General features: G+C 73.1%; 12 protein-coding genes. 10 read left to right on the top strand and 2 right to left on the bottom strand.

Going from position 1 to position 12426, the window contains the following annotated elements; translation table 11 throughout:
- Window positions 1–185: 185 nt before the first annotated feature.
- A complete protein-coding gene (locus tag AB0M52_RS21005) occupies window positions 186–1478 on the bottom strand; it encodes an acetyl-CoA C-acetyltransferase (protein WP_363956111.1) in 1293 nt (430 codons plus the stop codon).
- Between the two features lie 54 nt (window positions 1479–1532).
- Between AB0M52_RS21005 and AB0M52_RS21000 the strand changes: the two genes are divergently transcribed.
- The 7 genes from AB0M52_RS21000 (at window position 1533) to AB0M52_RS20970 (ending at window position 8942) form a co-directional block, all read left to right on the top strand.
- Window positions 1533–2906, top strand: coding sequence for a 3-oxoacyl-ACP reductase (locus tag AB0M52_RS21000; protein WP_363956108.1), 1374 nt, complete (start codon window positions 1533–1535; stop codon window positions 2904–2906).
- Window positions 2907–3286: 380 nt separating this feature from the next.
- Entirely contained in the window at window positions 3287–4117 is an 831-nt protein-coding gene (locus tag AB0M52_RS20995; RefSeq protein WP_363956117.1) for a MaoC/PaaZ C-terminal domain-containing protein, read from the top strand.
- Window positions 4118–4202: 85 nt separating this feature from the next.
- Complete coding sequence (locus AB0M52_RS20990; RefSeq protein WP_363956105.1) at window positions 4203–4955, top strand: NUDIX domain-containing protein; 753 nt, start codon at window positions 4203–4205, stop codon at window positions 4953–4955.
- Entirely contained in the window at window positions 4952–5926 is a 975-nt protein-coding gene (locus AB0M52_RS20985; protein ID WP_363956102.1) for a serine/threonine protein kinase, read from the top strand. The genes AB0M52_RS20990 and AB0M52_RS20985 overlap by 4 nt, the downstream gene beginning before the upstream one ends.
- A 10-nt stretch (window positions 5927–5936) precedes the next feature.
- Window positions 5937–6896 carry a hypothetical protein gene (locus AB0M52_RS20980; RefSeq protein ID WP_363956099.1) on the top strand — a complete coding sequence of 320 codons (960 nt, stop codon included), beginning with the start codon at window positions 5937–5939 and terminating at the stop codon, window positions 6894–6896.
- Window positions 6897–7009: 113 nt separating this feature from the next.
- Entirely contained in the window at window positions 7010–8269 is a 1260-nt protein-coding gene (locus tag AB0M52_RS20975) for an adenylosuccinate synthetase (RefSeq protein WP_363956114.1), read from the top strand.
- A 58-nt stretch (window positions 8270–8327) separates the two neighbouring features.
- Window positions 8328–8942: a DedA family protein gene (locus AB0M52_RS20970; RefSeq protein ID WP_363956096.1), complete on the top strand. Its 615-nt coding sequence runs from the start codon at window positions 8328–8330 to the stop codon at window positions 8940–8942.
- A 96-nt stretch (window positions 8943–9038) separates the two neighbouring features.
- Here AB0M52_RS20970 and AB0M52_RS20965 read toward each other — a convergent pair whose 3' ends face one another.
- Window positions 9039–9677: a TetR/AcrR family transcriptional regulator gene (locus AB0M52_RS20965; RefSeq protein ID WP_363956094.1), complete on the bottom strand. Its 639-nt coding sequence runs from the start codon at window positions 9675–9677 to the stop codon at window positions 9039–9041.
- 67 nt (window positions 9678–9744) lie between these two features.
- Here AB0M52_RS20965 and AB0M52_RS20960 point away from each other — a divergent pair, with 67 nt between their 5' ends.
- The 3 genes from AB0M52_RS20960 to AB0M52_RS20950 all read left to right on the top strand — a co-directional run.
- Window positions 9745–10197 (top strand): SCP2 sterol-binding domain-containing protein, encoded by a 453-nt coding sequence (locus AB0M52_RS20960; RefSeq protein ID WP_363956091.1) that lies wholly within the window; start codon window positions 9745–9747, stop codon window positions 10195–10197.
- A 1-nt stretch (window position 10198) separates the two neighbouring features.
- The gene (locus AB0M52_RS20955) at window positions 10199–11413 is read left to right on the top strand and encodes an acyl-CoA dehydrogenase family protein (protein ID WP_363956088.1); all 1215 of its coding nucleotides are present in this window, start codon (window positions 10199–10201) and stop codon (window positions 11411–11413) included.
- Window positions 11414–11475: 62 nt separating this feature from the next.
- A partial coding sequence (locus AB0M52_RS20950; RefSeq protein ID WP_363956085.1) for an AMP-binding protein occupies window positions 11476–12426 on the top strand: 951 nt, incomplete at its 3' end.

Genomic DNA, 12426 nt, shown 5'->3' with positions numbered 1-12426 from the left:
GTTGTACATCGGGATGACCACGGACAGCGTGATCTTCCCGGCTAAGTCTGTGCCCATCGATTGCCGGCCCTGTTCCGGACGCGAAGTCGCCTGATAGCGCGCACCCGAAACGCGCGCAGGGTTTCACCTTCGCGCGACGAGATGACGCACGCCTGGCACCGGCGTGAACACCGGACGAATGGCGGTCAGCGCTCCAGGATCGCGGTCACACCCTGGCCGCCGGCGGCGCAGATGGAGATGAGGCCACGGCCGCTACCCTTCTCGGCCAGCAGCTTGGCCAGGGTGGCCACGATCCGGCCGCCGGTCGCGGCAAACGGGTGCCCGGCGGCCAGCGAGGAGCCGTTGACGTTGAGCTTGTCGGTGTCGATCGCGCCCAGCGGGGCGTCCAGGCCGAGCCGCTCGACGCAGAACTCCTTCGACTCCCATGCGGCCAGGGTGGCCAGCACCTGAGAGGCGAACGCCTCGTGGATCTCGTAGTAGTCGAAATCCTGAAGGGTGAGTCCGGCTCGGGCGAGCATCCGGGGCACCGCGTACGTGGGTGCCATCAGCAGGCCCTCGTCGCCGTGCACGAAGTCCACCGCGGCCGTCTCCGACCAGGAGAACCAGGCCAGCACCGGCAGGTGGTGCTCGCGCGCCCACTCCTCGCTGGCCAGCAGCACCACCGAGGCACCGTCGGTCAGCGGCGACGAGTTGCCGGCGGTCATGGTGGCCCGCTCGGCGTCCGGGCCCTTGGCGCCGAAGACCGGCCTGAGTGCGCCGAGCTTTTCCAGGGTGGTGTCCGGGCGGAGGTTCTGGTCGCGGGTCAGCCCCAGGTAGGGGGTCATCAGGTCGTCGAAGAACCCCTTGTCGTACGCGCCGGCGAGCCGCTGGTGCGAGCGCAACGCCAGCTCGTCCTGCGCCTGCCGGTCGATGTTCCAGCGCAGCGCCGTCTGGGCGGCGTGCTCACCCATGGACAGTCCGGTGCGGGGCTCGGCGTTGCGCGGGATCTCCGGCTTGAACGGCTGGGCCGGGCGCAGCTTCGCGGCGACCTTGAGCCGCTCGCCGAGGGTACGGGCGGAGTTGAGCTTGATCAGGGTGCGCCGCAGATCCTCGTTGACGGCGAGTGGCGCGTCGGAGGTGGTGTCGACGCCGCCGGCGATGCCGACGTCGAGCTGCCCGAGAGCGATCTTGTTGGCGACCAGGATCGCCGCTTCCAGGCCGGTGCCGCAGGCCAGTTGGATGTCGTACGCCGGGGTGCGCGGGTCGAGCTTGGAGCCGAGCACCACCTCGCGGGTGAGGTTGAAGTCCTTCGAGTGCTTGAGCACCGCCCCGGCGACCACCTCGCCGATCTGCTGCCCGGCCAGGCCGAACCGGGCGATCAGCCCGTCCAGGGCGGCACCGAGCATGTCGGAGTTGGCGGCGTTGGCGTACCGGAAGTTGGAGCGGGCGAAGGGGATCCGGTTGCCGCCGATCACCGCGACCCGTCGAACGTTCTGCACGATCCGCCTCCTCGGGAGTGTTGCCCGCACCTTACTCGCCAGTAGGCTACGCCTATGACCGACAGGTACGCGAGCTTCGTCCAGTCGGGCGCCGGGCGGGCGCTGGTCAAGCGCCTCGGGCTGCCCGATCCGCCGCGACTGCGCCGGCACGCTCCCGGCGAGCCGATCCTCCCCGGGCCGGTTCTGCTCGGCGCCGCCACCGGTGGTCGCCTCGCCGAGCCGGTCGGCAAGATCCTGGCCGCCGCCGGGCTCGCCCTCCGCGATCCGGCCACCGCCGTACCCGATCCGGCAACCGGCCGTACGCCCGCCAGCGCCGCCCTGGTCTACGACGCCACCGGCATCACCGACTCCACCGGGTTGCGCCAGCTCTACGACTTCTTCCACCCCCAGGCCCGGGCGGTGCAGCCCAGCGGCCGGGTGATCGTGCTGGGCAGCCCAGCGGCCGAGTGCGCCACCCCGCGCGAGGCGACCGCCCAGCGGGCCCTGGAGGGGCTGACCCGCAGCATCGGCAAGGAGTTCGGCCGGGGCACCACCGCGCAACTGGTGTACGTCACGAAGGACGCCGACGAGAGCACTTGGACCAGCCTGGAGGCGACCCTTCGGTTCCTGCTCTCCGGCCGCTCCGCGTACGTCTCGGGTCAGGTGATCCGGGTCGGCGCCGGCCAGGCGAGCGCGCCGATCGACTGGGACCGCCCGCTCGACGGGCAGGTCGTGCTGGTCACCGGCGCTGCCCGGGGCATCGGCGCGGCGCTAGCCCGGGTGCTGGCCCGCGACGGCGCCACCGTGGTGGCGCTGGACGTGCCCGCCGCCGGTGACGAGCTGGCCACCGTGGCCAACGAGATCGGCGGGAGCGCCGTGCAGCTCGACCTGACCGCCGCCGCTGCGCCGACCCGGCTCGCCGACCATTTGGCCAGCCGGCACGGCCGGGTGGACGTGGTGGTGCACAACGCCGGCATCACCCGGGACAAGACCCTCGGCCGGATGGACGCCGACCGGTGGGACCAGGTCATCGACGTCAACCTGTCCAGCCAGGAGCGGATCAACGACCTGTTGCTGGAGCGCGGGCTGATCCCGGCCGGCGGGCGGCTCGTCGGCGTCTCCTCGATCGCCGGGATCGCCGGCAACCGGGGCCAGACCAACTACGCCACCAGCAAGGCCGGCGTGATCGGGCTGGTCGACTCACTCGCCCCGGCGCTGCGCGAGCGCGGGATCAGCGTCAACGCCGTCGCGCCCGGGTTCATCGAGACCCGGCTGACCGCCCGCATCCCGCTGGTGCTGCGCGAGGCCGGCCGCCGGATGAACAGCCTCGCCCAGGGCGGGCTGCCGGTGGACGTCGCCGAGACGATCAGCTGGCTGGCCTGGCCCGCGTCCGGCGCGGTCAGCGGCAACGTGGTCCGCGTCTGCGGCCAGAGCCTGCTGGGGGCGTGATGGCCAGGCGCAGGCAGCGGGAGGAGCCGGTAGGCGACCTGTCGGTCGGCGAGCTGATCGACGGGCCGACCGAGATCCTGACGCCGGAGATCCGGGCCGCCGCGTTCGCCGCGCCGGCCGGCGACGGCGGGGACCCGGAGACCACCCGCGACCTGACCGACCTCGCCCCGGCCGGCGGACCGACCGCTGAGCCGACCGACCGGCACGCGGCTGGCGGCAGGGGCCGGGAGACGGACGGCAGCAGGTCGGATCGGCCGACCTCCAGCGTGGCGAGCGGCGACGCGACGGGCGACCTGACCGACCGGGCGTTGAGCGGTTACCCGACCGGCTGGGCCTCGGCCGCAGGGCCGGCCACACCGACCCGGCTCGAGTTGCCGCGGATGCCGGCGGTCGGGCCGCTGTACCGGCGGGCGCTGCTCGGTGCGGTGCCGGGGCTGGGCGGCCGGCGCGGCGACGATGTGCCGGCCGTCGAGCTGGCCGCCGGCGGAGTCGCCGTGGACCCGGAACGGCTCGCTGACTACGACCGGGTGTGCGGGTTCCGGCTCGCCGACCGGTTGCCGGCGACATTCCCGCACGTCATGGGCTTCCCGCTGGCGCTGCGGCTGATCACCGCGCCGGAGTTCCCGATCCCGCTGACCGGAGTGGTGCACGTCGGCAACCGGATCACCGTGCACCGGCCGGTCACGGTCACCGACCGGCTGGACTTCACCACCTGGGCGGAGAACCTGCGCCCGCACGAGCGGGGGCGGCAGGTCGACGTCGTACTCGTCGGGTCGGTCGACGGGGAGGAGGTGTGGCGCGGCGTCTCGACGTACCTCGGCCGGCAGCGCCCGCCGGGCGGCGGCGACCGGCCCGACCGAGGCGAGCGGCCCGCGCCGCCGGCCGCCACCGCCCGCTGGCGGGTGGCACCCCGGGTGGGTACGGACTACGCGCGGGTCTCCGGCGACCACAACCCGATCCACACCTCCCGGCTGGGCGCGCGACTGTTCGGCTTTCCCGGGCCGATAGCGCACGGCATGTGGAGCAAGGCACGCTGCCTCGCCGCGCTGGAGAACCGGCTGCCCGAGGCGTACACGGTCGACGTGTCGTTCAAGCTGCCGGTGCCGCTGCCCTCAACGGTGGCGTTCAGCGCCACGGCGGAGCGGGCGGGTTGGGACTTCGCCCTGCACGACCAGCGCGGTCGCCCGCATCTGGTGGGCGGCATCCGCTGAGGGAGGGCCGGGCACTTGCCCGGCCCTTCTTTTCGCGCTAGGTTGTTCTCACATAGAGATATTCTCAGAGTGAGAGTGATTAAGCGTGAACGAGCAGGACTTCCTCGCCGCCTACGACCCGCGCGCCTACCCGGCCGTGGCGGTGACCGCCGACGTGGTCGCCCTGACCATCCGGGACGGCGCGCTGCACCTGCTGCTGATCCGCCGTGCCGAGCGGCCGTACGTGGGCCACTGGGCACTGCCCGGCGGTTTCGTGAGGCCCGACGAGGACCTGGCCGCCGCCGCTCGCCGGGAGCTGGCCGAGGAGACCGGCCTCGGCGGCGAGCGCCTGCACCGCGTCCACGTGGAACAACTGGCCAGCTACGGTGCGCCCGACCGGGACCCGCGAATGCGCATCATCTCCGTCGCCCACCTGGCCTTCGCCCCCGACCTGCCCGACGCGACGGCCGGCACCGACGCCGACGAGGCGGCCTGGGTGCCGGTCGCCGAGTTGACCGGCCGACAGCTCGCCTTCGACCACCATCGGATCGTCGAGGACGGGCTGGAGCGGGCCCGCTCCAAGCTGGAGTACACCCCACTCGCCACCCGCTTCCTCGCGGCCGAGTTCACCATCGGCGAGCTGCGGGCCGTCTACGAGACGGTCTGGGGGCACCCGCTGCACGCCGGCAACTTCCACCGCAAGGTGCTCTCGGTGCCGGGCTTCGTGGAGAGCACCGGCGCGAGCACCGAACGTGGCGGCACCCGAGGTGGCCCGCGCGCCCGGCTCTACCGGCCCGGCGACGCTCGGCTGCTGCACCCCGCGCTGCTGCGCCCCGCCCGGGAGGAGACAGTGCGATGAGGACCGACGAGGCGATCCGCCTGGTCACCGTCGCCGGTGACGACGACGAACTGTTCGGCGCCGACGCGCCGGAACGCCGCTACCGGGAGCTGGTCGCGGCCCTGCACCCCGATCGGCTCGGCTGGGCCGGGCCGGGTGTCCGCGCCGAGGCCGCCGAGGCGTTCGTCCGGGTCACCACCCGCTGGCGCGCCCGCCGGGTCGTCATGCTGCGCGGCTACCGGTGCGGCCGGCCGGCGTACTCCGGTGACCTGGCCGACCTGTACGACGTCGGCGCCGACCGGCTGCTCAAGCTGCCCCGCGACCCGTCCGACAACGACCTGATGGCCCGCGAGGAACGCGCGCTGCGCCGGCTCGCCGAGCGGGGTGACCCGCGCTGGCTGCCGTACGTGCCGCGGCTGGTCGACAGCTTCCCGCACCGGGACGCCACCACCGGGGCCGAGCGCCTGGTCACCGTGCTCGCCACCGCACCCGGCCTGCACAGCCTGGTCGAGGTGCGGCAGGCGTACCCGGACGGGCTGGACGGCCGCGACGTGGCCTGGATGTGGCGGCGGCTGCTGGTCGTGCTCGGCCTGGCCCACCGGGCCGGCGTGGTGCACGGCGCGGTGCTGCCGCCGCACGTGCTCATCGAGCCGGAGGCGCACGGCGTGGTGCTGGTCGACTGGTGCTTCTCGACCGAGCCCGACGGCCTGGTGCCGGCACTGGTCCCCGACCACCAGGACTGGTACCCGGCCGAGGTTATCGACCGCCGCCCCGCCGGACCGGGCACCGACATCGCGATGGCCGCCCGCTGCATGACCTGGCTGATGGGCCGCCACGCCCCGCGCGAGCTGCTCGCCTTCGCCGAGGGCTGCCAGCGGCGGTTGCTCCGCGCCCGCCCCGACGACGCCTGGCGGCTGCTGGGCGAACTGGACGAGGTGCTGCACCGGCTCTACGGGCCGCGCACCTTTCGACCCTTCACCCTCACCCCCTAAGGAGGCTGCCATGGGCAGTGGAATGTGGTCCACCGACGTGTACGACGCCGCCGACCGGTACCGCCGGGCCACCGGCACCAGCGCGTTCTCGTACAGCGACAGCGGGGCCCGGGTGGTGCACCCGGCGCTGGACCCGCGCGGCGCGGTACGGGAGAGCCGTGACTCGGACGAGCACCCGCAGTCGACCCCCGTCGCCGTGCTCTTCGACGTGACCGGCTCGATGGGGCACGTGCCCCGCACCCTCCAGGCCAAGCTGCCGCAACTGCTAGGGCTGCTGCTGCGCCAGGGGTACGCCCGCGACCCGCAGATCATGTTCGGCGCGATCGGTGACGCCACCTGTGACCGGGTGCCGTTGCAGGTGGGCCAGTTCGAGTCCGACAACCGGATGGACGACGACCTCGGCCGGATCGTGCTGGAGGGCGGCGGTGGCGGCCAGATGACGGAGTCGTACGAGCTGGCGCTCTACGTCATGGCCCGGCACACGGTCACCGACAGCTGGGAGAAGCGGGGCCGGCGCGGCTACCTGTTCATCATCGGCGACGAGCTGGCGTACCCGAAGGTGAAGGCGACCGAGGTGAACCGGCTGATCGGCGACGGCCCGCGCGAGGACGTGCCACTGCGGCAGATCGTCGACGAGGTGACCCGGCGCTGGGACACGTACTACCTGCTCCCCGCCGGCAGCCACTACGCGGGCAACCGCAAGGTGCTCGACTTCTGGCGCGGTCTGCTCGGCCAGAACGCCCTGGAGCTGGACGACCTCGACGCGGTCTGCGAGACGATCGCGCTCACCGTCGGGCTCGGCGAGCAGGCCATCGACCTCGACTCCGGCCTGCGGGACCTGGACCGGGCCGGTTCGACGGCCACCGGCACCGTGTCGAAGGCGCTGGCCCGTCTCGGCGGGGCGCGGCGGGCCGAGGTCGCGGAACTGCCGGCCACCCGGACCACCGGCGGCGGGGTCGTACGGCTGTGACCGGCGCGGTGGCGGGCGTGCTCCCGGGCGCGCAGCCCCTGGGCGGCTCGGCTGCGGGCGGCGGCCCGACCGCCGGCGACCCTCAGGGGCGCGGGCCGGGTGGGGAGCACACGATCGTGGTCGACCTCGGGTACGGCGACGCCGGGAAGGGCACGGTCGTGGACTGGCTCTGCGCGACCCGGCCGGTGCACACGGTGGTCCGGTTCAACGGGGGCGCGCAGGCGGCGCACAACGTCGTGCTGGGTGACGGCCGGCACCACACGTTCGCACAGTTCGGCGCCGGCACCTTCCATCCGGGCGTACGGACGCACCTGTCCCGGCACGTCGTGGTGGACCCGCTGGCGCTGGCCGCCGAGGCCGACCACCTCGCCACCGTCGGGGTACCCGACGCGCTCGACCGGTTGACCGTGGCCGGGGAGGCGCTGCTGGCCACCCCGTACCACCGGGCCGCGAACCGGGCGCGGGAGACGGCCCGGGGAGCCGACCGGCACGGCTCCTGCGGGCAGGGTGTGGGCGAGACCGTCGGGTACGGTCTCGCCCACCCCGACGAGGCGCCCCGGGTGGCGGACTGCCGCAGCCCGGAACGGTTGCGCCGCCGGTTGACCGCGCTACGGGACCGGCTCACCGCCGAACTCGGCCCGCTGGACGCCCCGCCGGTCTCCGACTGCCTGCCGGCGTACCGCGCCTTCGCCGAGCGGGTGGCGATCGTCGACCGGTCCTGGCTGACCGGGGCGCTGCGGGCCGGGCCGTGCGTGTTCGAGGGCGCGCAGGGGGTGCTGCTGGACGAGTGGCACGGCTTCCACCCGTACACGACGTGGAGCACCACCACCTTCGCCAACGCCGAGTCCCTGCTGGCGGAGGCGGGGTTGGCCGGGGCTGCGACGCGGATCGGGGTGCTGCGCACCGTCACCACCCGGCACGGGCCGGGGCCGCTGGTCACCGAGGACCGGGCACTGCCACTGGCCGACCCGCACAACCCGACGAACCCGTGGCAGGGCCGCTTCCGGTTCGGTCACTTCGACGCGGTCGCCCACGCGTACGCCCTGGCCGTCGCCGGCGGGGTCGACGGCCTGGCGCTGACCCACCTGGATCTCGCCGATCGCGGCCTCGACCTGCGCATCTGTCGCCGCTACGACGGCCTGGACCAGCTGGTCCCGGGCCCACCCGGCGACCTCGACCGGCAGGCCGCGCTCACCACCCGGCTGCTGCGGGCCCACCCGGTGTACGACGACAGCCCGCCGGCCGACTGGCCCGAAGCGGCTTCGCAGGCGCTCGGCGCACCCGTGGCGCTCACCTCCCACGGACCGACGGCAAAGGAGAAGACGGCACGCGGAAAGCTGCTCGCCGAGATGAAAGGAAGGGCCCCTTATTAACACCTGGAGTAGGGGAAAGGGCCCCTGATCAACAGTCGGTGCCCCCGAGCATGGAGCCATGGAGGCCCTGCTCGACCTGCTCCAGCAGACGCTCAGCTCGCCCTGGGTGTACCTGCTGTTGTTCGGGCTGGCCACAGTCGACGCGATCGTGCCGCTGGTGCCGGCGGAGACGGCGGTCATCACGCTCACCGTCCTCGCCAGTGGGGGCGAGCCGAACCTGGCGCTGGTGATCGTGGCGGCCGCGCTGGGCGCGCTCGCCGGCGACCACCTCTCGTACGCGATCGGGCGCGGCGGCGGGTCGCGGCGCCTGGCCCGCTTCCCGGTGGACAGCCGGCGCCGGGCCGGATCGGAGTGGGCCCGGCGGGCGGTGGACCGGCGCGGCGGCATGATCCTGATCGCCGCCCGCTACGTCCCCGGCGGACGGACCGCGGTCACCCTGACCATGGGAGCGGTCCGCTACCCACTGCGGTCGTTCCTCGTCTTCGACCTGATCGGCGCCGTCACGTGGGCGCTGTACGGCGTGTTGCTCGGCACCTTCGGCGGGCTGGCCTTCGAACGTGACCCGCTGCGCGGGATCCTGGCCGGGCTGGGCCTCTCGCTCGCGGTCACCCTGCTGGTGGAGCTGGTGCGCTGGCTGCGGCATCGCGCGCACCGTCGCGCCGCCGCCCGCTGAAGCCGCGGGCGCACGGCGCACGGCTCGGCGCACGGCCCTGGGCGGTGTTAAGAAGGGGCCCTTCCTCTACCGCAGGCGTTAAGAAGGGGCCCTTCCTTACTCCGACGGCGGGCGCCAGGTGACGCCGCGCAGGAGTTGGCCAGCACCAAGCCAGGCGACGTTCATCATCCGGGTGGCGGTCTTCTCCGGGTCGGCCTCCGGGCGGTCGGCCAGCCAGTCGGCCAGCGACTCGGTCGCGCCGACTAGGGCGTACGCGACCACCTCCAGCTCGGTCTCGGCCACCTCGCGCCGCTCGGCGCGCAGCGCGTGGTCGAGCATGCCGGCGACCACCTCGACCAGTCGGGCCCGCATCACGGCCAGCTCGCCGGCGAACGGCTGCTCCCCTCGTGCCTGCCGGTAGAGCACCGCCCAGCCGTCCCGGTGCACGCCGACGAAGCCGAAGAACGCCCGCAACCCGCGCCAGAGCCGCTCGTCGGCCGGCAGGTCGGGGGCGGCTGCCCCGGCGATGGCCTCCATCATCCGGGTGCCCTCGCGGTGCAGGCAGGCGACGAAGAGTTCCTCCTTGGTGCCCAGGTACGCGTACACCATGGGTTTGGAGATGCCGGCTTCCTCGGCGATCTCGTCCATGCTGGCGCCGTGGTATCCGCGTCGGGAGAAGACCCGCACGGCTGCGTCGAGCATCTGCTGCTCGCGTACGGCCCGGGGAAGGCGCTTGAATGCGGGCGTGGTGGACACCTTGCGAGCATACCTACTCATGCGTAAGGTTACGCCGGAGTAACCACTTTTCGAGAGGTGCTTCCCCATGACTGACTTCGACCCGGCCAACTTCGCCAACGTCGGCCCGAAGGAGTTCGCCCAGCTCGTCAAGTCCACCCCGGAGAGCAAGCTCGCCGAGGTGATGTCGGGCGACCTGCGTGGCAAGGTCCTCGGCGAGGTCTTCGGGCGGATGCCGCAGCTGTTCCGGGCCGACCGGGCCGGCTCGACCAACGCGGTGATCCACTGGAACATCACCGGTGGCACCGACGGCGGCACCGACACCTACGAGGTGGTCATCGCCGACGGCACCTGCACGATGAACGAGACCCCGCAGCACGACCCGCGGCTGAGCCTGACCCTGGGCCCGGTCGAATTCCTGAAGGTCGTCTCCGGTGGCGCCAACCCGGTCATGATGTTCATGACCGGCAAGCTCAAGGCCAAGGGCGACCTGGGCCTGGCCGCCAACATCGCCAACCTCTTCGACATCCCCAAGGCCTGAGATGGTCGAGTTCTCGCTCGACCTGAACGAGGAACAGCGGGATCTACGCGACTGGGTGCACGGCTTCGCCACCGAGGTCGTGCGCCCGGCCGCGGCCGAGTGGGACGCCCGCGAGGAGACCCCGTGGCCGGTCATCCAGGAGGCCGCGAAGGTCGGCCTGTACGGCTTCGAGTTCCTCGCCACCTGCTGGGCCGATCCCACCGGCCTGTCGCTGCCGATCGCCAGCGAGGAGCTGTTCTGGGGCGACGCCGGCATCGGCCTGAGCATCTTCGGCACCGGTCTCGCGGTGGCCGCGATCTACGGCACCGGCACCCCTGACCAGCTCGTCGAGTGGGTACCGCAGTGCTTCGGCGACGTCGACTCACCAACCGTCGCCGCGTTCTGCACCTCAGAGCCGGAAGCCGGTTCGGATGTCGGCGCGATGCGTACCCGGGCCAGCTACGACGAGGCGACCGACGAGTGGGTGCTGCGTGGGCAGAAGGCGTACGCCACCAACGGCGGGATCGCCGGGGTGCATGTGGTGACCGCCTCGGTCGAGCCGGAACTGGGCTCGCGAGGGCAGGCGGCGTTCGTCGTACCACCGGGCACGGCAGGGCTCAGCGCCACCCGCAAGCTGCGCAAGCTGGGCCTGCGGGCGTCGCACACGGCGGACGTCTTCCTCGACGACGTACGGGTGCCGGGGCGGTGCCTGCTCGGCGGCAAGGAGGCGCTGGACGAGCGGTTGGCCCGGGCCCGGTCCGGGCAGCGCGCCTCCGGCCAGGCCGCGATGCGTACCTTCGAGCTGTCCCGGCCGACCGTCGGCGCGCAGGCGCTCGGCGTGGCCCGGGCCGCCTACGAGTACGCCCTGGAGTACGCGAAGGAGCGGGTCCAGTTCGGCCGGCCGATCATCACCAACCAGGCGGTCGCCTTCGCGCTGGCCGACATGAAGATGGAGATCGACGCCGCTCGGCTGCTGGTCTGGCGGGCCTCCTGGATGGGCCGCAACAACCGCCCGTTCACCGCCGGCGAGGGCTCGATGTCCAAGCTCAAGGCCGGTGAGGTGGCCGTGTCGGTCACCGAGCGGGCCGTCCAGTTGCTCGGTGGGGCCGGTTTCCTGCGCGACCACCCGGTCGAGCGTTGGTACCGCGACGCCAAGATCTACACCATCTTCGAGGGCACCTCGGAGATCCAGCGCCTGGTCATCTCCCGGGCGATCTCCGGGATGCAGATCCGCTGAGGGGGTCCTCCGGCGTGCCGCCGGGGGACCTTCCGGGCATCGCGGAAGGGAGGCCACCAGACATGGACCTGCCGTTCGTCGTCGCCACGCTGACCCGCCGTGGCCTGCTCACCCCGGGCCGCCCGATCCGCGTCGCGTCCCAGCTCAACGCGTTACGGAAGTGGGGCTGGAGCCTCGCCGGGGAGCTGCGCCAGGCGGCCGCCCGGGACCCGGGCCGGGTCGCCGTCGTCGATGACCAGGGCACCGAGCTGACGTACCAGGAGTTGCTGGACCGCGCCATGCGGCTGGCCCGCGCCCTGCGCGCGGGGCTGGGCGTCCAGGCCGGCGACCGGATCGCCGTGCTCTGCCGCAACCACCCGGGCCTGGTCGAGACCATCGTCGCCGCCACCCTGCTCGGCGCGGACGCGGTACTGGTCAACACCGGCCTCTCCCCGGCACAGCTGGCCACCGTGGCGGAGGAACAGCAGCTCCGGGTGCTGGTGCATGACGACGAGTTCACCGAACGGGTCCTCGGGCTGCCGGCCGACCTGCACCGCCTCGACGAGCGAGCCCGGGAGGAGCTGATCGTCACCGCCCTCCCCGGCGAACTGCGCCCGCCCGAGCGGGACGGCCGGATCATCGTGCTGACCTCCGGCACCACCGGTGCGCCGAAGGGCGCCCGCCGGCCCACCCCGAACGGCTTCGGCCCGCTGGTGTCCATCATCGACCGCATCCCACTGCACGTCCGGGACCGGGTCATGATCGCCGCGCCGGTCTTCCACACCTGGGGGTACGCGGCGCTCCAGGTCTGCTTCGCGCTGCGGGCCACCATCGTGCTGCACCGGCGCTTCGACCCGGCCGCCACCCTCGACGCCCTGGCGCGGCACCGCTGCCAGGCACTGTTCGCGGTGCCGGTGATGCTGCAACGGCTGATGGAGGTGGCGGCACCGGAGCCCCGGCCGCCGCTGAAGGTGGTGGCCGTGAGCGGCTCCGCGCTGCCCGGCGGCCTTCCGTCGGCCTTCATGGACACCTAC

The organism is Micromonospora sp. NPDC051296 (genome assembly GCF_040682255.1).
In the GTDB taxonomy this organism is placed as follows: domain Bacteria; phylum Actinomycetota; class Actinomycetes; order Mycobacteriales; family Micromonosporaceae; genus Micromonospora; species Micromonospora craterilacus.
The sequence above is the reverse complement of the archived record's forward strand: the minus strand, read 5'-3'. Positions and strand labels throughout refer to the sequence as shown.

What these genes read in the sequence shown, in the direction of transcription:
- AB0M52_RS20960 (WP_363956091.1), top strand. Translation starts at nt 9,745, where the DNA reads ATGACTGACTTCGACCCGGCCAACTTCGCCAACGTCGGCCCGAAGGAG.
- AB0M52_RS20995 (WP_363956117.1), top strand. Translation starts at nt 3,287, where the DNA reads ATGCCGGCGGTCGGGCCGCTGTACCGGCGGGCGCTGCTCGGTGCGGTG.
- AB0M52_RS20955 (WP_363956088.1), top strand. Translation starts at nt 10,199, where the DNA reads ATGGTCGAGTTCTCGCTCGACCTGAACGAGGAACAGCGGGATCTACGC.
- AB0M52_RS20985 (WP_363956102.1), top strand. Translation starts at nt 4,952, where the DNA reads ATGAGGACCGACGAGGCGATCCGCCTGGTCACCGTCGCCGGTGACGAC.
- AB0M52_RS20970 (WP_363956096.1), top strand. Translation starts at nt 8,328, where the DNA reads ATGGAGGCCCTGCTCGACCTGCTCCAGCAGACGCTCAGCTCGCCCTGG.
- AB0M52_RS21000 (WP_363956108.1), top strand. Translation starts at nt 1,533, where the DNA reads ATGACCGACAGGTACGCGAGCTTCGTCCAGTCGGGCGCCGGGCGGGCG.
- AB0M52_RS20980 (WP_363956099.1), top strand. Translation starts at nt 5,937, where the DNA reads ATGGGCAGTGGAATGTGGTCCACCGACGTGTACGACGCCGCCGACCGG.